The sequence below is a fragment of the Amycolatopsis sp. genome (genome assembly GCF_025464955.1).
In the GTDB taxonomy this organism is placed as follows: Bacteria; Actinomycetota; Actinomycetes; order Mycobacteriales; family Pseudonocardiaceae; genus Amycolatopsis.
This window is the reverse complement of sequence record NZ_JAODNM010000124.1, coordinates 225,187-246,043: the sequence shown is the minus strand read 5'-3', so window position 1 is coordinate 246,043 and position 20,857 is coordinate 225,187. Positions and strand designations below refer to the sequence as shown.

Sequence of the window (20,857 nt, the reverse complement as noted above, 5' to 3'; positions counted from 1 at the left end):
CATGACCGCGTCTGTGGCCACCAAGTTGCGCGAGATCTTCGTCGAGGCGCTCGACCTCGACGAGGACGTGGACGTCGAGAACCTGAAGTACCGCGACCTCGAAGCCTGGGACTCGGTCGGCCACATGGCGCTGGTCGCCGCCATCGAGGACGAGTTCGACGTGCAGTTCGATACCGACCAGGTGATCGACATGAGCAGTTTCAAGGTCGCCGCGGAAATGGTCGTCGAGCTGCAGTCGCCGGATGCCTGACCTTTCCGGCCGGATCGCGCTGGTCACCGGCGGCACGCGCGGGATCGGCCTGGCGACGGTCCGGGCGCTCGCCGAGGCGGGCGCCACCGTGGTGCTGACCGGTCGCGACGAGGCGAAAGCGAAAGACGTCGCGTCGGCTGTCACGGGCACTGTCAGCGGCCTGGCGCTCGACGTCACGGACGCGAAGGCCGTCGCGGCGCTGGTCCGCGGTGTCGCCAAGGAACACGGCAGGCTCGACATCGTCATCGCCAACGCCGGGATCATGGAAGACGCGCTGCTCGGCATGATCCGCGAGGAGCTGGTCGACACCACGTTGGCCACGAACGTCGCCGGCACGATCCACACCGTGCAGGCCGCCGCGCGCGCGATGATGCGTAAGAAGTCCGGCTCGATCGTGGTCCTCGCCTCGATCGTCGGCGAGCACGGAAGCGCTGGTCAGACGGTGTATGCCGCGTCGAAGGCGGCAGTGGCGAACATCGCGCTGTCCGCGGCGAAGGAGCTCGGCCGGTCCGGCATCCGGGTCAACGCGGTCGCGCCCGGCATCATCGAGACGGCACTCACCGAGGGCCTGAGCGAGGACGCCGTCACCGCGAACGTCGGGCGGACGCCGCTGGGCCGCCTCGGCAAATCCGAGGACGTCGCGAAGGCCATCTTGTTCCTGGTCAGCGACGACGCGTCCTTCATCACCGGACAGGTGCTGGGCATCGACGGAGGCTTGACGCTGTGACTTTGGTGGGCGCCGGCGCACGGCTGATCGAGGTGGCGAGCGGCCGGACGCTCGCCGGTGAAGAGCTGGACGCGGCCGTGTCGCGGCAGGCTGCGGCGCTCGAGGGACTGCCATCCGGCGTGCTGTTCGCGCGGATGCCGGTCGAGCTGGACAGCGTCCTGCGGTATCTCGCCGCGTTCGGCGCCGGCCGTGCGATCGCGTTGATCGATCCCGCGCTCGACACCGAGGTCCTGGTCGAGCTGATCGAGCGATTCCGGCCCGCCGCCGTGCTGGCCGCGCCGGAAGGCGCCGCGCCGCCGGGGTACGCGGCGAGCGGAGACAGCTGGCGGCGCGTCTCACCCGAAGGCGTCAGCCCGCATCCCGACCTGGCCGTGTTGCTGCCGACCAGCGGCTCGACCGGGAACCCGAAGCTCGTCCGGCTCTCCCGCGACGCGATCCTGTCCAATGCCGAGGCCATCGCGGAGGCGCTCGGGATCGACGCCGACGAGGTCGCGCCAACCAGCCTGCCGCTGCACTACAGCTACGGCCTGTCCGTGCTCAACTCCCACCTCGTGCGCGGCGCGACCGTGGTGATCGAGGCCTCTGGCGTGCTCGGCCGCGGGTTCTGGGACGCCGTCGCCGAGCACAACGTCACGTCGCTGGCGGGTGTCCCTTACCACTACGAGATGTTGCGGCGCATGAAGTTCGACCCCGCGAAATACCCGACCCTACGCACGTTGACGCAGGCCGGTGGCAAGATGCGGGACGAACTCGTAGCCGAGTTCAACGACCGGATCCGCGCGGTCGGCGGCCGGATGCACGTCATGTACGGGCAGACCGAAGCCGCGCCGCGCATGACGACGCTGCCCGCGGACAGACTCGGCGAGAAGCTCGGTTCCGTCGGGCCCGCGCTGCCCGGCGGCAAATTCGGCATCCGCCGCGACGACGGGTCCGAGACCACGCATCCCAAGATCACCGGCGAGGTCGTCTACCGCGGCCCGAACGTCATGATGGGTTACGCGGAGACCGAGTCCGAGCTGGCCGACGGCCACACCGTCGGGGGCGTACTCGCCACCGGTGACCTGGGCTATCTCGACCAGGACGGCTATCTCTTCATCACCGGCAGGCTCAAGCGCATCGGCAAGGTCTTCGGTAACCGGATCAGCCTGGACGACCTCGAACAGGCCGTCCGCACGGCCGCGGTGGGGATCGACATCGTTGCCGCGGTCGCGGCCGGGGACAAGGTGGTCCTGTTCGCCGAGCTGCCCGAGGGCGGAGCCGCCGCCAAGGCCATCTGCAAGGACGCTTCCCGCGCGCTGTCCGAACGGCTGCACCTGCACACGAGCGGGTTCGACGTCCGCCCGATCGACATCGTGCCGCTGCTCGCCAGCGGCAAGATCGACTACCGGCGGCTGGAGTCCCGGCTATGAGCGTGTTCACGTTGTCCACTTCGGAACGTGAGCAGTTCTTGCTGCCGCGGCTGGCCGAGCTCACGGCGTTCCACCGGGCGAATTCTTCGGGCTACGAACGGATCCTGTCCTCGCTGGGAATCGCGCCCGACGTCGAGTTCGGGTCCATCGCGGACCTGCCGTGGCTGCCGGTCCGGCTGTTCAAGACACACGACCTCAAGAGCATTCCGGACGACGAGGTGTTCAAGACGTTGACGTCCTCGGGCACCACCGGCTCCGGCGCGTCGCGGATCTACCTCGATAAGGCCGCGGCGGGCGCGCAGACCAAGCAGCTCGGCGCGACGCTGCAGGAAGTGCTCGGCAACGAGCGCCTGCCGATGCTGATGGTCGACACCGTCGGCATCATCAAGAACCGGCGCTCGTTCTCCGCGCGTGGTGCCGGGGTGCTGGGCATGGCCAACTTCGGCCGCAAGCACGTGTACGTCCTCGACGAGAACGACCAGCCGGACGTCGAGGCGGTGAAGGGATTCCTTGCCGCGTATGGCGATAAGCCGTTCCTGATCTTCGGGTTCACGTTCATGGTGTGGCAGTACCTCTACGAGGTCGCGCGCGAGCACGGGCTGGACCTGTCGAACGGCATCCTGATCCACTCCGGCGGCTGGAAGAAGCTGATCGACCGCGCCGTCGACAACGCGGAGTTCCGCCGCCGGTTCAAAGAGGACACCGGACTGACCAGGATCCACAACTACTACGGGATGATCGAGCAGATCGGGACGGTGTTCCTCGAAGGTCCGTCGGGGAATTCCTTGTACTGCCCCGATTTCGCCGAGGTCGTGATCCGGGACCCGCACACCTGGGCGGAGCGGCCGGTCGGTGTGCCAGGCGTGATCGAGGTCGTCAGCACGCTGCCGACTTCGTATCCCGGGCACGTCCTGCTGACCGAAGATCTCGGCGTCTACAACGGAATCGACGACGGCGACTGGCCGGGCAAGCACTTCTCGGTGCTCGGCAGGTTGCCGAAGGCCGAAGCCCGCGGCTGCTCGGACACCTTCGCGGGAGCGTCGGCATGACCCTCACCCAGCGTTTCCCCGGTGAGGCACCGGTCGACGTCGACGTGCTCGTTTCGGAAGTCCAGGACGAGCCGGAAGGCGGCAGGCTGACCGTCGGCGACCCCCGGATCGTCGAGTTCCTGACCAAGTTCGCTCGACGACTCCTCGCGCCCGCGACAGCACGGCGTTACCCGGAGCTCGCGTCGCTCGGCTTCTTCCTGCGCAAGGGCGAGATCGCCAAGGTGCTGTCCAAGCTGGACACCGACGGCGATTCGTACCGGTTCCCGCGCGGGCTCGTCTTTCATGTGCCACCGGCCAATGTGGACACGATTTTCGTGTACTCGTGGGCGTTGTCCGCGCTGGCGGGAAACCGGAACGTGGTGCGGGTGTCGTCCCGTTCGGCCGGTGCCGCCGAGACGGTCATCGAGACACTGAACGCCGCTTTGTCCGATGTGGACCCCGCGACCGCGCGGCTCGTCGCGGCGACGCAGCGGATGGTGACCTACGACCGCAGCGAGGAGATCAGCGGTGCCCTCTCGAAGGCCGCGGACCTGCGGGTCATCTGGGGAGGGGACGCCGCGGTGCACGCTTTGCGGCAGTACCCGCTGGCCCCGCACGCCCGCGATCTCACGTTCCCGGATCGTTCGTCCTTCGCGATCGCGTCGGTGGCCGGCTGGCAGGGTTCGTCCGAACAGGAGCGCAAAGCCGCTGCCGAAGGCTTCTACAACGACGCTTACTGGTTCGACCAGGCCGCGTGTTCCTCACCGCGGGCGATCTTCTGGGTCGGCGACGTCGAGGGCGCGGCGGAATCGGGTGCGCAGTTCCGCAGCCTCCTCGCCGCTGTCCTCGCCGAGAAACAGCACGTCACCGAGCCCGCGATGGCTGTCCAGAAGCGAGTTTCGGCCTATGGTGCCGCTGTCGACGGGCTGATCACGAAGATCTCCTTCGACGGCGCCGGAGCCGACACCAACGGCCTCGCGACCTTGGAACTCGCCGACGCCGCTTCGCTGCCGCGTGAATGGCTCGGTGCGGGTACGTTCGCCAACTCCCGCGTGTCTGCGCTCACCGACCTCGTGCCGATCGTGCGACGCAAAGACCAGACGGTGACGCAATTCGGGTTCACGAAAGAAGAATTGGTGCTATTCGCGGCCGAATTGGCCGGCCGCGGAGTTGACCGGATTGTTCCGTTTGGCTCGGCGTTGACATTCTCCGCGATCTGGGACGGCTATGACCTGCCCGCCGAATTCAGCCGCCTGGTCACTGTGCGGGTCTGAGCAGCAAGTATCGTGCCCGCCGTGGCCTACAGGGAGACCAGGATCTGATGACGACCGTCGAGTCCGAGCTGCCGGATCGGCAATCGCCGGTTGTCGAAAAGCAGCCGAAGTCGACCAAAACCAAAATCATCGACGTCGCCCGATGGGTCGCCCTGACCGCCGTCGTCGTGTTCGCGGGCAAACAGCTCGCGTCGAATTGGGGCGCGTTCTGGCGGACGCTCGCCGACGTCGCGTGGCCGTCGTCGATCCTCAGCCTGCTGGCGCTGGTGGCCGGCATCGCGGTGACCACGTACGGCTGGCAGGTCATGGTCAACGACCTCGGCAAACCCATCCGGTACGCCACCGGCGCGCAGATCTTCCTGGTCGGCTCGCTCGGCAAGTACGTGCCGGGTTCGGTGTGGGCGTATCTCCTGCAGATGGAGCTCGGCCGAAAGGCGGGGCTGGCCAGGGCGCGGACGTTCACCGGCTCGCTGATCCAGCTCGGCGTCGGCATCGTCGCGGCGCTCGTGTTGTCGCTGCTCGCGATGCCTGCCGTGTTCAGCCACAGCCCCAACGCGTGGTGGCTCTTCGTCCTGATCCCGTTCGGCCTCGCCGCGCTGCACCCCAAGGTACTGACCTGGGGCACGTCGCTCGTGCTGAAGATCCTGCGGCGGCCGCCGCTCGACCACGAGCTCGGCTGGCCGGTCATCGGCAAGGTCTTCGGCGCTTCGGTCGTCGCGTGGTGCTTGCAGGGCGTGCACCTGTGGCTGCTCGCCAACTCCGTTGGCGCCCCCGGTTTCGGCGGGTTCATCCTGTGCGTGGGCGCGATGGCCGTCGCGATGACGGCGGGCACGTTCGCGTTCATCCTGCCCAGCGGGGTCGGCGTCCGCGAGGTCGTGCAGATCGCGGTGCTCACCGCGAGCGGGCTGACAGTGGTCCAGGCCACCGCGTTCGCGCTGGCTTCGCGGGTTATGTTCACCGTCGCCGACCTCCTGACCGCCGGTGGCGCCGCGCTCGCTGCCCGGCTCCGGCCCGCCTGACCGACTTGCTCGATACTGATAGCCGAGGTCCGGATCGAAGGGCGGGGAGCACTTGGTGTTCGTGCTGGGCTGTGGGTGGCTGGTACTCGCGGTGTTCGTCGTCGCCGCCTGGCCGAAGATCAACGCCGAGAAGTCGTGGCGCGTCGGCGCGCTCCTGCTGACGCTGGCGTTTTCCCTCCTCAACCAGCTCGTCTTCTCGACCGTGGCCGAGGACGCCTACATCACCTTCCGGTACGCGCTGAACATCGCCGAGGGCTACGGCCCGGTGTTCAACCCGGGTGAGCACGTCGAGGGTTACTCGAACTTCCTGTGGATGATCGTGATCGCGCTGCCGAAGGCGATGTTCGGCTGGGACATCGTGGTCACCGCGTCAGTGTTCGGGGTGCTCTGCGCGCTGGGCTGCGTGGTGATGGTCTACCTGCTCGTCAACCGGATCGTGGCGTCGGCAGAGCGGGAGCTGCCCGCGCTCGGCATCGCCGCCGCCGTGCTGACCGCCGCCGCGAGCGGTCTTGCCGCGTACGGGCCGTCCGGGCTCGAGACGCCGTTGTTCCTGTTGCTCGTCCTGGGTGTGTTCTACGCACTGACCACCCGGCATCCGGTGGTAGCCGGGGTGTTCGTGACCCTGGCCGGGATGACCAGGCCGGACGGGCTGCTCATCGCTGTGCTGTGCGGCCTGTGGCTCATCTGGGCGGCGATCCACCAGCGACATACCTGGTGGGCACCGGCCGGGTACGCGCTCGGCGCACTGGTGTTCGCGGTGCCCTGGACGGCATGGCGAGTGACCTACTACGGCCACCTGGTGCCTAACGCGATCGCGGCGAAGAGCGGCGGTTCGCTGGGCTGGCAGCTCGGCCAGGGCTGGCACTATCTGACGCAGTTCTCCTTGGTACACCTGGGTTTCCTGCTGTTGGCACTGGTCACGATCGTGGCCATGGTGGCTCGCCGCGGCCGCGGTACGCCCGTGGCGCGGTCGATGGTTTGGCTCGTCCTCGTCGTCACGGTCGCGTACACGGCGTTCGTGACGTACGCCGGTGGCGACTGGATGCCGGCTTGGCGCCTGCTCGCGCCGGTGCCACCGCTGATCGCCGTGGCCGCCGCGTCCGCGTACGGCGTCCTCGCCAAGGAGGGCGCGCGGCGGCCGAACACGCGGCTGGTGCCGCTGGTCGCGTCCGTGCTGGCCGGCCTCTCGGTGCTGGTCACCGTGGCCAGCCCGAACGTGCTGGACCGCATGCACGGCTGGCGGACCGCGATCTCGCAGCTGTCCGAGATCGGGTCGTGGCTGGGGACGAGCTTGCAGCCCGGAACCGTCATCAGCACCTACGCGAACGGGACGCTGTCCTACCACGCGGGCACGCAGATCGTCGTTGTCGACGTCCTCGGCCTGACCGACGAGCACATCGCGCGTGACGGTCAGCGCGACGAGAACGCCGGCCCGATCGGCCATATCGCGAGCGACTACGACTACGTCGTCAATGTGCGTCGTCCGTCGGTCTCGGTGACCACCGGGAACGGGTATTCGAACCACCAGGAGTGCGGGTTCGACGCGCGTTACGGCGGTGACGACCAGGTCGCGACGTTCCAGCGGGCGGGTCTGCCGGAGTGGGTCACCCTCTACCTGCGCAACGACCAGGCCGCGACGCTGATCGCCGACCTGGCGAAAGACCAGCGTTTTGTTTATGTGGCCTGTCCCGCTTGAGAGCACCAAGCCAACCTACGGTCGCGTAACCTGACGAGATGGCTGAGCTCGTTTACCCGCCCGTCCTGCTGACGGCAAAAACCCTGTTCCGGGTGCTCGACAACCGATTCAAGATCGCGGGTACCGAGCACATTCCGGCCACCGGCGGTGCCGTGATCGCGTGCAACCACATCAGCTACCTCGACTTCATCTACTGCGGTCTCGGTGCCCTGCCCGCCAAGCGGCTCGTGCGGTTCATGGCGAAGAAGGAGATCTTCGACAACAAGATCGCCGGCCCGCTGATGCGCGGGATGCACCACATCCCGGTCGACCGCGACGCGGGCATGGCGTCCTTCCGTGAAGGCGTCAACCGGCTGAAGGCGGGCGAGGTGGTCGGCATCTTCCCGGAGGCCACGATCAGCCGCTCGTTCACCGTCAAGGAGATCAAGTCGGGCGCGGTGCGCATGGCGGCCGCGGCCCACGTCCCGATCATCCCGATGGCGCTGTGGGGCACCCAGCGACTGTGGACGAAGGGCCGGCCCAAGACGTTGACCAAGCGGCACATGCCGATCTCGGTACTGGTCGGCGAGCCGATGCTGCCGGTCAAGGGCGAGGATCGCGAGCTGCTGGCCAAGAACCTCCGGACGCGCATGTCCGAGCTCCTCGACCAGGTCCAGGCCGAGTACCCGGAAGCACCCCGCTCACTGGACGAGAAGTGGTGGCTCCCGGCGCATCTCGGCGGCACCGCGCCCACCCCCGAGGAAGCCGCCGAACTGGACGCCAAGCGCGACTAGGCGCGGGTCGGCGGGTGGTTGCGGCGTTCCCTCAAGGCCACGACATGGCGACTTTCGGTAGGGCAGTGAGGTTGTGAAGGCCTAGTTGCGTGCGCCTTACGCCGTGAAGGTGGCCTTCACGTCAGAACCAGCGTTCCAGGACTTGCGCGACGCCGTCCTCCGAGTTGGGGCCGGTGACCTCGTCGGCCGCGGCGAGCACGGCAGGGTGGGCGTTGGCCATGGCGACCCCGTGGCCCGCCCAGCGCAGCATCTCGAGGTCGTTGGGCATGTCGCCGAACGCGATGATCCGGTCCGGCCCGACCCCGAGCCGGTCGGCGACCTCGGCCAGCCCGGTGGCTTTGGTCACCCCGTGCGCGGCGACTTCGATCAGGCCGCTGTTGGACGAGAAGGTGATGTCGACCGTGCCGTCAAGGATTGTCCTGGCCGCGGTCGCCATCTCGTCCGAGGTCATTCCCGCGTGCCTGACCAGCAGTTTCACCGCCGGGTAGCCGAGGACTTCGGCGCGGCTGGCGGTCTCGCCTTCGCCGTCGCCCCACGGGTTGCGGTAGCCGTGCTCGTACTCGTAGTTCTTCACGTCCGGGTCGACAGCGCGCTTGCCGATGCGCTCGACGGCCAGTTTGGCGCCCGGCAACGCCGTGTCGAGCGCGGTGGCGACGTCGTGCAGCTGCATCGGGTCGAGCAGCCCGTGCACCTCGACGATCTCGTCCGCGCCGACGTCGTACAGGATCGCGCCGTTGGCGCAAACCGCGTAGCCGGTCAGGCCCGCGGCCTCGGCCACCCTCGGGATCCAGCGCGGCGGACGGCCGCTGACCAGCACGAACGGCACGTCGGCGGCGGTGGCCCGGCGGATCACCGCGACGGTCCGTTCGGTCAGCAGCTCCAACGGGCCGAGCAGGGTGCCGTCAACGTCCGATGCGATCAGCTGGGGTTTGTCCACGGATCCCATTGTTCCTGAACGGTCCCCGTCGGCAGAAGTGTCGGTGGCGACCGCTAGCGTGTGCCGCCGTGCGAGTAGGCATTGTGATCCTTCCCGAAGACCGGTGGTGGGCCGCCGAGCCCAAGTGGCGCGCGGCCGAGGAATACGGCTTCGACCACGCCTGGACGTATGACCATCTCGGGTGGAGAACCCTGGTCGACGGGCCGTGGTTCAGCGCCGTGCCGACGCTGACCGCGGCCGCCATGGTGACCTCGCGGATCCGGCTGGGCACGTTCGTCGCGTCACCGGTGTTCCGCCACCCCGTCCCGTTCGCGCGCGAACTGATCACACTCGACGACATGTCCGACGGGCGGTTCATTCTCGGCGTCGGTGCCGGGGTCGACGCGAGCAGCTACGACGGCCAGGTCCTCGGCGAGCCCGAGTTGACAGCCAAGGAGCGCGCCGACCGGTTCTTCGAGTTCGTCGAAGCGCTCGACGGGCTGCTCACCACGGACAAGTACGACCACAAGGGCGCCTATTACGCGGCCGTCGGCGCCAGGAACGTCCCAGGCCCGGTACAGCGGCCGCGGCTCCCGTTCGTGATCGCCGCGAACGGTCCGCGCACCCTGCGCCTGGCCGCGCGGTACGGCACCGGTTGGTCCACCACCGGGCTGAAGAACAAAACCGTCGACGAGTGGTGGAACGGCGTCGCCGGGCTGGCCAAGCGGTTCGAGGAAACCCTGGCGGAGGTGGGCCGCGACCCGTCGACGATCAACCGCTACGTCAACATCGACGCGTCGCCGGTGTTCTCACTGAGCAGCGTCGAGGCCTTCGCCGACGCCGCCGGCCGTGCCGGGGAACTCGGCTTCACCGACATCGTGACTCACTGGCCGCGCTCTGGCAGCCCGTACGAAGGCCGGGAGACCGTCCTCGAAGTGGTAGCTGGCGACTTGCTTCCGAAACTTCAAGAAACTCCCTGACTGTTAGTACGAACGGGTGATAGTCGCCGGTTCAGGAAACCGATTACCCGCTCCAGGCGTCGACTGTGATGAGGGGAGCGGGTTTCGGCCCGCACCGGATTCACCCCGGGGGTGAATGGGGGATGAGTAGCCCCCGTGGACGCGGACGGGGCAGCCGCGGCCACGGGGGCTACTGCTTTGTCCGGCGCAGGTCTCGTGAGTGTTCCGGCCGGTTCTAGGCAGGTTCTAAGCGGCCGGAACACTCACGAGCGTGTAGATGACCGCGTGCGGGTTCACGTAGTCGCGGCGGAGGAAGTCGAGTCCGTCGAGGTTGCTGATGCCGGGCGCGCGCATCAGGCCGGGCTGGATCGCGCCCCAGCCGAGCAGGACGTGGTGGATGTCGAGCCGCTTCACCGCGGCGCGCACCTCGGGGTCGGTGTCGTAGTCGCGGAAGTGGAGCGCGAGGTACGCGGCGTCCTTGGGCGGGACACCCGCGTCGTAGTGCCCGGCGACCGGGCGGATGCCGGTGATGGCGTAAAGCCACGCGGTGCCGTCGATGCGGTCGTTGAGGACCTTCTCGTTCGGCCCCACGCCCATCTTCTGCAGGACGTACATCGCGGTCAGCTCGTCCACGCTGACCGGCGGCTGGCCCACGTCCTCCGGCTCGCCGTTGTTGAACGCGTAGCCGACGGCTGTCGCGTTCGCGGCCGCGTAGAACCCGTTGGTGAGCACGCCGCCGACCGCCAGTACGACCACCGCGCCCGACACCCCGAGCCGCATTGCCAGCCGAGGCCTCGACCGCAGCCAGCCCCAGTACGAGAAGCCCTTCGCGATCCAGCGTTGCAGCTCGGCCAGTCCGTGCGCGGCCAGCAGGCAGAGCGGGATCGCCGCCAGCGCCATCAGCCGGTACCGGTCGTTCCACCATGGCCGGGAGAACGAAATCACCCACGACAGCCCGCCGAAGCAGGCGACCAGCACGAACATCGCCGAAAGCAGCACCGCGGACAGCCCGATCCACCGCAGCCGGCGCAACGTCCACACACTCAGCAGCCCCAGCACCATCAGCACCGAAAGCCACGGCTGAGCCGTCGGGAGGATCTGCCGGAACTGCCGGAGCTCGTCCAGCGCTTCGGACACCTCGATACCCGACGCCCAGGCCGTGTACGGGTAGCCGCTCGACGTCACGCCTATCGCGCCCAGAACGTGCGGCGCGGCGACCACGACGGCCCCCACCATCACCGGGAGCAGCCGGAGCAGGTCACGGCCGACCTTGCCTTCGCGCGTCAGCCAACGCTGGACGAGGAGCGGGAGAGAGAACAGGATGCCGCCGAACAGCGCGCTCGAGTGCACCGCCAGCAGCCCCACGGCCGCCAGCGCGAGCACCATGCCGCTGTCCGGGGCCGGACGCGCCAGGAAGCGCTGGACGGCGACAGCGGACAACGGCGTCAGCACGATGCACAGCGCGTAGGGCAGCAGGCCGCTCGAAACGGACTCGTAGGCGCCGGTCGTCGCGGCGCCCGCCACCAGCGCGGCGCTGCCGGCAAGCACCGCGCGGCCGCCGAACTGGCGGACCAGGGTGACCATCGACAGCGCGAAGATGCCGGCGATCGGCACCGTGATGGCGTTGAGCACGGTCGGGATGGTGGCGCCCGAAAGCGAGTACACCAATGCGCCGACCAGGTGGTACGCGTTCGGATAGAACTGCGCGGCGCCCGGCTGGTACCAGTTGACCGTGCTCATCCCGAACAGGCCGCCGTCGCCGGTGTCGGCGATGTAGCGGATGCCGTTGGCGTGGAACACCGTGTCCCAGCGCTGGAAGATGGCCCCGGTCCCGGCGGAGCCGCGCAGGAACACGATCACCGACAGGGCCGTCGCGACCAGCACGAATCCGAGGACGACGAGGTGGGCGCCGCGGCTCCAGTCCACCGGCGGCCGGTCGGGTTCGGCCGCAGACCAGCTGCGGCGCAGGCCCAGCCGTCGAAGTCCGTAAGCCGCGGCCGCGAGCAGCAGCGTGCACGCTGCGGCCGTGCCGACGTTGTACTTCAGCCCGATCACCGAGAGCCACGGCCCGGCGAGCCCGAGCGCGGCGTAGGTGAGCAGGGGGGCGAGGCCGGCGAGCGCCCAGCCGCGGAGCCCGGCGGCGACGCCGATCAGCCCGCCGGGGACCGCAAGTACTCCGAGGTAGAGCGCGACCGCGCCGAAGTAGGTCCAGGACGTGTCCGGTGGGGGCACTGCTTCCTCAGGGTCGTCCGGCGATGGCCGACGTTCGTGACTGTCGGTTGCAATGTCATGGTCGGTGCGGTGCGCCCCGGGGACTTGCGTACCCTAATCGCCCGTGAGCGCGCACTCGAACCAAGCCAAGATTACTGAAGACGATTTCGCCGGTTACGACCTCGTCGTGGTCGGGTCCGGTTTCTTCGGTTTGACCATTGCCGAGAGGGCTGCGACGCAGCTCGACAAGAAGGTTCTCGTCCTCGAGCGCCGCAGCCACCTCGGCGGCAACGCCTATTCGGAGGCCGAACCGGAGACCGGTATCGAGGTGCACCGCTACGGCGCGCACCTGTTCCACACCTCGAACAAGCGCGTGTGGGAGTACGTCAACCAGTTCACCGCCTTCACCGGCTACCAGCACCGCGTCTTCGCGAAGGTGGCCGACCAGGTCTACTCGTTCCCGATGAACCTGGCGCTGATCAACCAGTTCTTCGGCAAGTCCTACACCCCGGACGAGGCGCGGGCGCTGATCGCCGAGCAGTCCGCCGAGATCGACACCGAGCACGCGCAGAACCTCGAGGAGAAGGGGATCTCGCTGATCGGGCGGCCCCTGTACGAGGCGTTCGTCCGCGGTTACACCGCGAAGCAGTGGCAGACCGACCCGAAGGAGCTCGCGGCGGCCGTCATCAGCCGCCTCCCGGTCCGCTACAACTTCGAGAACCGCTACTTCAACGACACCTACGAGGGCCTGCCCGTCGACGGTTACACCGCGTGGCTGGAGAAGATGGCCGACCACGCGAACATCGACGTCCGGCTCGACGTCGACTACTTCGACGTCCGCGCGCACATCCCGGCCGGCACACCGACGGTGTACACCGGCCCGCTGGACCGCTACTTCGACTACTCCGAGGGCCGGCTGGGCTGGCGCACGCTCGACTTCGAGCAGGAGGTTGTCGCGACCGGTGATTTCCAGGGCACCCCGGTGATGAACTACAACGACGAAGACGTCCCGTACACCCGGATCCACGAGTTCCGGCACTTCCACCCCGAGCGCGACTACCCGAAGGACAAGACGGTCATCGTCCGTGAGTACTCGCGGTTCGCGAAGGAAGACGACGAGCCGTACTACCCGCTCAACGCCACGGACGACCGCGACAAGCTGACCCGCTACCGCGAGCTGGCCAAGACCGAAGCCGCCGAGCGCAACGTCCTCTTCGGCGGGCGCCTCGGCACCTACAAGTACCTCGACATGCACATGGCGATCGGTTCGGCGCTGTCCGCGTTCGACAACAAGATCGCCCCGCACCTCACCGATGGTGCGCCGCTGGACGGTTCGATCGATGCTTGAGGGCAAGCCGAAGGGTGAGATCGCGCTCCTCGCCTCGGTGCAGCGCGCCATCGCGAACCCGACCACGGTCAAGGCCGCACGGGGGCTGTCCCACTTCGGCGAGCACAGCGCGGGCTGGTTCGCCCTCGGTCTCCTCGGCGCCGCTGTCGACAAGTCGAGGCGTAAGGAATGGCTGGTCGCGGCCACCGGCGTGGTCGGCGCGCACGCTGCGTCGATCGCGGTGAAGCGGGTCGTCCGGCGGCCCCGCCCGGACCATCCGACCGTCCGGGTCCTCGTCGACACGCCGTCGAAGCTGAGCTTCCCGTCGTCCCACGCGACGTCGACCACGGCGGCCGCGGTGCTCTACTCCGGTTTGACCGGGCGTAACCTGGTCCCGGCCCTCGTGCCGCCGATGCTGGCTTCGCGACTCGTGCTCGGCGTGCACTACCCGACCGATGTGCTCGCGGGCGCTGTCCTCGGCGGTGTGGTCGGGGGTGTTCTCCGTAAGAAATTCCGGCTTAGGGGTAACCGCTAGTGAGCGATTCACCGAACAAGACCGCGGAAAACGACGCGGCGGCTGAAGCTGTCGCGTCATCCGAGGCGATCGAGGCGATCGAGCCGATCGAGCCGGACATGGCGAGCGCCGAGCCGTCAGCCACGCCGGCCGGCCCGAACAGCCCGCTCCGGATCGCGCGAGGCGTCCTCAAAACGGCTCGGCCGCGCCAGTGGGTGAAGAACGTCCTCGTCTTCGCGGCGCCGTTCTTCGTGTTCTCCACTTCCGACGACCGCGGCAGCCTGCTGATGCACGCCGTGATCGCGTTCATCGCGTTCTCGCTCGTCGCTTCTTCGGTGTACCTGATCAATGACGCCGTCGACGTCGAGGCGGACAAGGCCCACCCGACCAAGCGGAACCGGCCCATCGCGGCCGGGATCGTGCCGGTGCCGGTGGCCTACGCCTCGGCTGTGGCGTTCCTCGCGGTCGGGATCGGCGTCTCGTTCTTAGCGCACCCGCAGCTGGCGATCGTGCTCGGCGTCTACGAGGCCGTGCAGCTCGGTTACTGCTTTGGCCTCAAGCACCAGCCGGTGGTGGACCTGGCGATCGTGAGCTCCGGCTTCCTGATGCGCTCGATCGCCGGTGGTGTCGCCTCCGGGATCGCCCTTTCGCAGTGGTTCCTGCTGGTCACGGCGTTCGGCTCGCTGTTCATGGTGGCCGGCAAGCGCTACGCCGAAGTCATGCTGTTCGAGCGGACGGGCGCCAAGATCCGGTCTTCGCTGAAGAAGTACTCGTCGAGCTACCTGCGGTTCGTGTGGGCGACGTCGGCGGCGATCATGATCATGTCGTACTGCCTCTGGGCGTTCGAGCTGCGCGGTGACTCGCACAACTCGGTGTGGCCGGTCGTCTCGATGGTGCCGTTCGTGGTCGCCGTGCTGCGCTACGCGGTCGACGCGGACAGCGGGAACGCCGGCGCTCCCGAGGAGATCGCGCTGGGCGACCGGGTGCTGCAGGTGCTCGGCGCGACCTGGATCGTCACCCTGTTCCTCTCGTTCTACTTCAACTGACAGGCGCAGTTCGGACAAGTCGTACAAGAAACCGACAGGTTCGCTTCAGGTTGGGCACAGGATCGGGGACGATCCTGGAGTCAGCAGGGCAGGCAAGTCGCCGGCCCTCAGCGACACCAGGAGCTCCCAGATGAACGAGCCGCAGGACCACGCGCAGACCCCGGAGCCCGAGACGACGCTGCCGGTGACCCCCGGGCCTGACGCCGGTGAGCAGCCGACGGTCGTGACGCCGCCGGCCACCGAAGCCCCAGAGGCCGCACTCGGCTCCGAAGCCCCGCAGACCCCGCCGGCCGCCGCGCCCACGGCTGCGTCGGCCGCCGAAGCGCCGCAGGCCGCTGCCCCCGGCCCACAGCCGGCGTACGCGCAGCAGCCGCCGTATGCGCCTCCTCCCGGGCCGAAGCAGCCCAGTTCGTTCCGCACGTTCGCCGGCCACCGCGCCACCCAGATCGTCGCGGCCGGGGTGCTGGGCCTGGCCATCGGCGGCGGAGTCGTCGGTGCGATCGTCAGCCACTCCGACGGCCACCGCGGCGGCCCCGGCGGCTCGTACTCCCGCACCCACAACTTCCGCGGCGGTGAGCAAGGCGGCTTCCCCGGCGGCCAGCAGGGCTACGGCCCCGGTGGGTTCCAGGGCGGCAACCAGGGCAACGGCCCAGGGGCCGGCAACAACACCTGAGTCCTCGGGCGGCTTGGTAACAGAACAGTAACGACGGGCGTGTACGCTTTCTCCGATGCGCAGCGCACCCGGTGAAACGCAGCCCACCGCCCGCCTGCTGTCCGCAGGCGGGCGGTGGGGCGTCCCAGCGGCCGCCGCGGTCGCCTCGACTGTGGTGTTTGTGCTGGTCAGAGGCCAGTTGATCGATGACGCGTTCATCACCTGCTCGTACGCGAAGAACCTCGCGTTCCACGGGCACTGGGGCCTCATCGAGCAGGGCACGGCCAACACCGCGACTTCGCCGCTCAACGTGTTCGCACTGGCAACACTGACGGTCGTCCTGCGTGACACCGTCCTCGCCGCCGGAGTCCTGTTCGTCGTCTGCCAGGTGCTGTTCGTCCTGGCGTTGCGGCGGCTGGGGGAGCACGCCGACCTACCGGCTTGGTTCGCGCCGCTGGCGACGGGTCTGCTGCTGGTCAACCCGCTGCTGCTGTCGTCCGTCGGCCTCGAAGTCGTGCTCGGCGCTGCCGGGGTCGCCTGGTTGCTGGTGTTCTCGGTCGAACGGCGGCCGGTCGCGTTCGGGGTCGCCGTCGGCCTGCTCGCGATGATCCGGCTGGACCTGCTGCTGCTGGCCGCGGTCGTCTTCTTCGCCCGCCGCACGTTCTGGGAAGGCATCTGGCGGTCGTTGTTCGCCGCGCTGGCCGTGGCGCTGCCGTGGTTCACCTTCAGTTGGGTCGTGCTCGGCTCCGCGGTGCCGGACACGCTGATCATCAAGACGTTGCAGCGATCCTGGGGACCGTGGAGTTTTGCCAACGGTCCGCTCGTCTACTGGCGGCACTTCCCCGAAGCGACCGTGCTGTCCTTCCTGCCGGTGCTCCTGGCCGGTGTGGGTGGCGTGCTGTGGCTTGTCGCGCTGCGAAGGGGGTCGGACGCCGCCCGCAGGCTGACGCCATTTGCGGCTCTCGCCGCAGCCGGGGGCCTGCACTACGCGGCCTACGGGTGGCTGACCGTGCCGCCCTATCACTGGTACTACGGCCCGGGCATCATCTGCGCGACGATCTTCGTGTCGGCAGGCATCGCGCTGGTGGGCGAGCATTACCGTGTCGGCGCGACCGCGGCACTCGTGCTCACGGCCGCGGCTGCCCTCGGGGCGTACCTGGTGCCAGGTGCGCCGCCCATCACGACGAACCACGCGACTTCGGCCCAGTACGAGGCGATCGGCAAGCAGGTCGCCGTCATCGCCGCTGGGCGGACGGTCCACAGCGCCGGCGAGATCGGCGCGCTCGCGTACTACTGCGGCTGCCCGATCGTCGACCAGTTCTCCGATCGTGGCACCGTCGAGCCGGAGATCGAGGCGAGCAAGGACCGCGCCGGCGACGTCGGCAAGGCGTTCATCGACGCCAACTTCAGGTTCTTCGACCAGTCCGTCGCGCCGATGACCGCGGACCTGATCCTGGGCGAGACCGCCGGGACACCGCCGCCCAACGCGCTGGCCGTCTGGCTGATCAGTTCGCCGTGGACCGGTCGGCAGCGGCTCTTCCTGGTCAATGCTTAGTCTGTCTTCTCAGTGGTTCGCCGCGCGAAAATAATCGCGCGGCGAGGGAACCGGTACGTTGTCCCTGCACTCTTAGTGTCGGCTTTGCGGTGTATGGGAGGAACGGGTGACACCCGAGGAGTGGCTGGCGAACTTCGAATCGAAGATCGCCGACGTGCGGGAGAAGGCAGCGGAGTTCCAGGAGAACCTGGAGGCGTCCGGTGCTTCCGCGGCGTCCGGTGACGGCTCGATCCGGGTCACCGTCGCGCCGAACGGTTCGCTGACCGACCTGGTGATCGCCGATTCGGCGGTGAAGGGGTCGGGCACGAAGCTCGCCGAGGACATCCTCAAGCTGGCGCGGAAGGCGCAGCGGGAGGCCGCCGTGCACGTCGCGGAGGCGTTCGCGCCGCTGGGTGGCGACTCGGAGGCCATGCACATGGTCACCGGGTACATCCCGCCGGAGGAACCGGACGAGCCGGAGACGCCAGGCGGGCCGCAGGAGCGCCGGCTGTTCGTCACCGACGAGCCCGAAGTACCCCACATGCCCGCCCCGCCACGGCCACCGACACCGCCGCCGGCCCGTCCGCGGCGGCCTCGGCCGGACGAGGACGACGAAGACTTCGGCGACAATTCGTTCTTGAGACGGCACTAGGGGGATCACATGACAACGGCGACTTCGGGTGCGGGCATCTTCGACACCTATTCGGGCCTGGTCGATTCGGTGGTTTCGGACTCGGAGTCCGAGGGGGAGAAGGTCGTCGGCGTCTCGATCGCCGCGGCCGGCGCCGTGGTGGACACCGTCGGGGCCATGGTGGACCCGCTGGGCGCGCTGCTCAACGCCGGTGTCGGCTGGTTGCTCGAGCACGTGAGCTTCCTGCGTGAGCCGCTGGACGCGCTGCTCGGCAACCCCGATGCGATCAATGCCAACGTCGACCAGCTGAAACAGGCCGCGGCCGAGATGCGCACCCTCGCCGACGAGCACCGGCAGGACCTCGCGACGATCGGCGACTGGAACGGTGAGGCCGCGGACGCGTACCGCTCGAGCCTGACCCAGGCGGCCGAGGAACTCGAGTCGCTCGGTAAGACGATCGACGGCACGGCCGCCGTCGCCGGGATCTCGGGCATGCTCGTGACGACGTTGCGCGGGATCGTGTTCGGCCTGATCTCCTCGGTGATCTCCGAACTGATCCGGGACGCGCTGATCGCCGCGGCGTCGGCGGTCGTCACCTTCGGCGGCTCGATCGCGGCCTTCTGTGGCGTCGGCGCGGCTCGTGCGGCGGCTACGGCGTCGAAGATCGCGAGCAAGATCTCGAAACTCCTGGAAGGCTTCGGCAGGCAGGGTGGCCGAATCGCGAAGCTGGCGGAGTCGATGGAGAAGCTCACGAAGGGGTTGGACCGGTTCTCGCAGGCCGGCGGCCTCGCCATGGGCGCGTATGACGCGGCGAAGCCGATGCCGGCCGAGGGGGCGTAGGCGGTGGTCAAACACGGTACGAGCCACCACACAACGACCGAGCACACGAAGCCGAGCACCAAACCGCGCGACAAGCCGGAGACCAAACCCGAGACCAAACCCGAGACCAGATCCAGACCGGGGCCGGACGAAACGCCGTCGAAGCCGAGCACCAAGCCCGGCGGCAAACCGGATAAGCCGGGCGGCAAGCCGAGTTCGGGAGGCAGGCCAGGCACGAGCGGCGGGCGAGGCACCGGCTTCAACGCCGATCCCGAAACCGTCCACGCGATGTCGACCAAACTCGACGCCACGGCCGGGCGACTCGACGGTGTCGCACAGACCGTCGGCGGGGTCCACTTCGACTCGCGGTCGCTGGGCCTCCTCGGCGCCGGTGCGGCCGGCGACGTCAACAACGGCATCGCCACCGCGCACACCCACGTCCAATCGGCCGCCGGCACCGTCCGCTCCGCCCGCGACCGCACGACGGAAGTCGCCCGGCGCTACGAGCAGACCGAAACCGATGCCGCCGACGCGCTCAACAAGAAGGTCAACGACGTCCCCGACACCTCGTCGACGAAGGCGTCCTCGGCCAGCCCCAGCACCTCGACGTCGCCCTCAAGTACGTCAACCCCCACTCCGACCCCGCACCCCACGACCCCGTCGGATCACGCCGGCACCCCCACCCCAGGCGACTCCACCCCACCCGGTGGCGGCCGCTCCAGCACCCCGCCCTCGTCGGCGGCCCCGCCCACCAACCCGCCGCCGCAGCACTGGCGGGACACGATCAAGGACAACTTCACCCCGGGCGAGCAGAAGGAACTGGACACGGCCTTCGGCAAGATGGCCGCCAAACCCAAACCCGGTGAAGTCCCCGGCTCCGGCCAGCTCACCCAACGCGAACGCGAACTCGTCGCCCGCGCCCAGAAACTCGTCGTCATCACCCCCGACACCACGATGCAAAAGGTGATCCCGCCAGGTCAGCTGGACAGATACCTGAGAAACGAAGTCGACGACAGCCCGGATTCGAGATTCAACTCGAACACAGTCGGCGGTTTCGTGGCCCGAGCGCAGGACGCCACGCACATGCGTACGCCGGCGGAGATCATCCAGGGTAACCGTCTTGACTACGAAAACAGTCCCTACAAGGTCTCTTCGAGGCCTGTTCACGTAATTGAATTTCCAGCAGGAAAAAGTGAGTATCAGACGCCTTTCGGAGCGCCTTTTGGTGGAGGGAGCGGTACTCGTGAGAACTGGCGTTCGGTTCAAGGTGCAGCTGACGACATGGTCGGAGCGGCAGAGTCCCAGGGCCACGATTCGAGTTCCTACCGCAGGGATGTGTCGAAATGGCCATACAGTGGGACAGGGATGACTGCAGATGCCCAGAACGGTGTTCCCGAGCGAATTCGACCTTATGACGATCTTAAGAGCGGCAGTACTATCTACGAATACGATTCTGCCGGAAACAAGACTCCGGTAGCGCGCTACCGTGGGCTGACGCTGGGGTGGGAGGACCTGAGATGAGTAACAAATACCCAAGATTCGATAGAATAGTAGAATTCAAAGGGATCATTTATACCGGAGTTGATGAACTGGATGACGACATGGTCGGTCTCACTCAGGTGGGCGGCGAGCGTCCACCTGATGACCGTTTTGAATACCTGGAAAAGTGGAATGCCTGGCAAGCTGAAGTGCCTCTTGTAGAGTGTCAGGCTGCTTATTATATCAAGAGTAAGGCCAGCTACCTGGGATATGAGTGCCAGGTTATCTCGATCTCGGATGACAAGACGGCGTTGGTCTACTATCTTGGCGGGAACACAGGGCGAGCAGAAGAAGATGGTTTCGTGCAGAGTGATCCCGGAACCTTTTCGAAGGTTGTCCCGATTTCGGAGCTCCGCGGGTATCGCGAGGAGTGGCAGGACCTCCTGTTCGATCTCTGGAGAGAAGATTCTTTTAAGCGAGTCGACGGCGAGGCCGCGCGAACGTGACGCAACCTATCCCCGGTTCTGGGCAGTTGACTCGTGAGCAGCGAGACCTGGTTGCACGCTCCCTCCAGTTCGCGCCGGTCGAGAGCA

The 20,857-nt window shown here is 67.9% G+C and carries 20 protein-coding genes; 18 read left to right on the top strand and 2 right to left on the bottom strand.

The features are described 5' to 3' along the window. The first annotated feature begins 1 nt into the window (after nt 1). The 8 genes from JWQ81_RS31540 to JWQ81_RS31505 are packed head-to-tail and all read left to right on the top strand — an operon-like array spanning nt 2 to nt 8,176. Nucleotides 2–250 (top strand): acyl carrier protein, encoded by a 249-nt coding sequence (locus JWQ81_RS31540; RefSeq protein ID WP_297547389.1) that lies wholly within the window; start codon nt 2–4, stop codon nt 248–250. Further along, nucleotides 243–977: an SDR family NAD(P)-dependent oxidoreductase gene (locus JWQ81_RS31535; RefSeq protein ID WP_297547387.1), complete on the top strand. Its 735-nt coding sequence runs from the start codon at nt 243–245 to the stop codon at nt 975–977. The genes JWQ81_RS31540 and JWQ81_RS31535 overlap by 8 nt, the downstream gene beginning before the upstream one ends. Then, nucleotides 974–2,386 carry an AMP-binding protein gene (locus tag JWQ81_RS31530; protein WP_297547385.1) on the top strand — a complete coding sequence of 471 codons (1,413 nt, stop codon included), beginning with the start codon at nt 974–976 and terminating at the stop codon, nt 2,384–2,386. The genes JWQ81_RS31535 and JWQ81_RS31530 overlap by 4 nt, the downstream gene beginning before the upstream one ends. Further along, on the top strand, nt 2,383–3,435 hold the full coding sequence (locus JWQ81_RS31525; RefSeq protein ID WP_297547384.1) for an acyl-protein synthetase: 1,053 nt from the start codon (nt 2,383–2,385) through the stop codon (nt 3,433–3,435). The genes JWQ81_RS31530 and JWQ81_RS31525 overlap by 4 nt, the downstream gene beginning before the upstream one ends. Next, nucleotides 3,432–4,688: an acyl-CoA reductase gene (locus JWQ81_RS31520; RefSeq protein ID WP_297547383.1), complete on the top strand. Its 1,257-nt coding sequence runs from the start codon at nt 3,432–3,434 to the stop codon at nt 4,686–4,688. The genes JWQ81_RS31525 and JWQ81_RS31520 overlap by 4 nt, the downstream gene beginning before the upstream one ends. 47 nt (nt 4,689–4,735) lie before the next feature. After that, nucleotides 4,736–5,707, top strand: a complete 972-nt coding sequence (locus tag JWQ81_RS31515; protein ID WP_297547382.1) for a lysylphosphatidylglycerol synthase transmembrane domain-containing protein — start codon at nt 4,736–4,738, stop codon at nt 5,705–5,707. A 55-nt stretch (nt 5,708–5,762) separates the two neighbouring features. Beyond that, the gene (locus tag JWQ81_RS31510) at nt 5,763–7,403 is read left to right on the top strand and encodes a hypothetical protein (RefSeq protein WP_366942361.1); all 1,641 of its coding nucleotides are present in this window, start codon (nt 5,763–5,765) and stop codon (nt 7,401–7,403) included. 38 nt (nt 7,404–7,441) lie between these two features. Then, complete coding sequence (locus JWQ81_RS31505; RefSeq protein ID WP_297547379.1) at nt 7,442–8,176, top strand: 1-acyl-sn-glycerol-3-phosphate acyltransferase; 735 nt, start codon at nt 7,442–7,444, stop codon at nt 8,174–8,176. Between the two features lie 121 nt (nt 8,177–8,297). Here JWQ81_RS31505 and JWQ81_RS31500 read toward each other — a convergent pair whose 3' ends face one another. Next, nucleotides 8,298–9,113: an HAD family hydrolase gene (locus tag JWQ81_RS31500; RefSeq protein ID WP_297547378.1), complete on the bottom strand. Its 816-nt coding sequence runs from the start codon at nt 9,111–9,113 to the stop codon at nt 8,298–8,300. Between the two features lie 68 nt (nt 9,114–9,181). On the opposite strand from JWQ81_RS31500, the gene JWQ81_RS31495 reads away from it, so the two are divergent. Further along, entirely contained in the window at nt 9,182–10,072 is an 891-nt protein-coding gene (locus JWQ81_RS31495) for an LLM class flavin-dependent oxidoreductase (RefSeq protein WP_297547376.1), read from the top strand. Between the two features lie 225 nt (nt 10,073–10,297). Here JWQ81_RS31495 and JWQ81_RS31490 read toward each other — a convergent pair whose 3' ends face one another. Beyond that, nucleotides 10,298–12,283, bottom strand: a complete 1,986-nt coding sequence (locus JWQ81_RS31490) for a DUF6541 family protein (RefSeq protein ID WP_297547375.1) — start codon at nt 12,281–12,283, stop codon at nt 10,298–10,300. A gap of 103 nt (nt 12,284–12,386) precedes the next feature. Here JWQ81_RS31490 and glf point away from each other — a divergent pair, with 103 nt between their 5' ends. From glf to JWQ81_RS31445, 9 genes are all read left to right on the top strand, one after another. Then, nucleotides 12,387–13,610, top strand: coding sequence for a UDP-galactopyranose mutase (gene glf, locus JWQ81_RS31485; protein WP_297547372.1), 1,224 nt, complete (start codon nt 12,387–12,389; stop codon nt 13,608–13,610). Next, on the top strand, nt 13,603–14,124 hold the full coding sequence (locus JWQ81_RS31480) for a phosphatase PAP2 family protein (RefSeq protein ID WP_297547370.1): 522 nt from the start codon (nt 13,603–13,605) through the stop codon (nt 14,122–14,124). Before glf ends, JWQ81_RS31480 begins: the two co-directional genes overlap by 8 nt. A 98-nt stretch (nt 14,125–14,222) precedes the next feature. Then, nucleotides 14,223–15,149: a decaprenyl-phosphate phosphoribosyltransferase gene (locus tag JWQ81_RS31475; protein ID WP_297547642.1), complete on the top strand. Its 927-nt coding sequence runs from the start codon at nt 14,223–14,225 to the stop codon at nt 15,147–15,149. 130 nt (nt 15,150–15,279) lie between these two features. Next, nucleotides 15,280–15,822: a hypothetical protein gene (locus tag JWQ81_RS31470; protein ID WP_297547368.1), complete on the top strand. Its 543-nt coding sequence runs from the start codon at nt 15,280–15,282 to the stop codon at nt 15,820–15,822. 55 nt (nt 15,823–15,877) lie between these two features. Continuing rightward, nucleotides 15,878–17,356 (top strand): hypothetical protein, encoded by a 1,479-nt coding sequence (locus JWQ81_RS31465; protein WP_297547366.1) that lies wholly within the window; start codon nt 15,878–15,880, stop codon nt 17,354–17,356. Nucleotides 17,357–17,462: 106 nt separating this feature from the next. Beyond that, nucleotides 17,463–17,987: a YbaB/EbfC family nucleoid-associated protein gene (locus JWQ81_RS31460; RefSeq protein ID WP_297547364.1), complete on the top strand. Its 525-nt coding sequence runs from the start codon at nt 17,463–17,465 to the stop codon at nt 17,985–17,987. A 9-nt stretch (nt 17,988–17,996) separates the two neighbouring features. Next, a complete protein-coding gene (locus JWQ81_RS31455; RefSeq protein ID WP_297547362.1) occupies nt 17,997–18,806 on the top strand; it encodes a hypothetical protein in 810 nt (269 codons plus the stop codon). A gap of 3 nt (nt 18,807–18,809) precedes the next feature. After that, a complete protein-coding gene (locus JWQ81_RS31450; RefSeq protein WP_297547361.1) occupies nt 18,810–20,306 on the top strand; it encodes a type VII secretion target in 1,497 nt (498 codons plus the stop codon). Further along, nucleotides 20,303–20,770 carry a hypothetical protein gene (locus JWQ81_RS31445; protein ID WP_297547358.1) on the top strand — a complete coding sequence of 156 codons (468 nt, stop codon included), beginning with the start codon at nt 20,303–20,305 and terminating at the stop codon, nt 20,768–20,770. Before JWQ81_RS31450 ends, JWQ81_RS31445 begins: the two co-directional genes overlap by 4 nt. Nucleotides 20,771–20,857 lie beyond the last annotated feature (87 nt).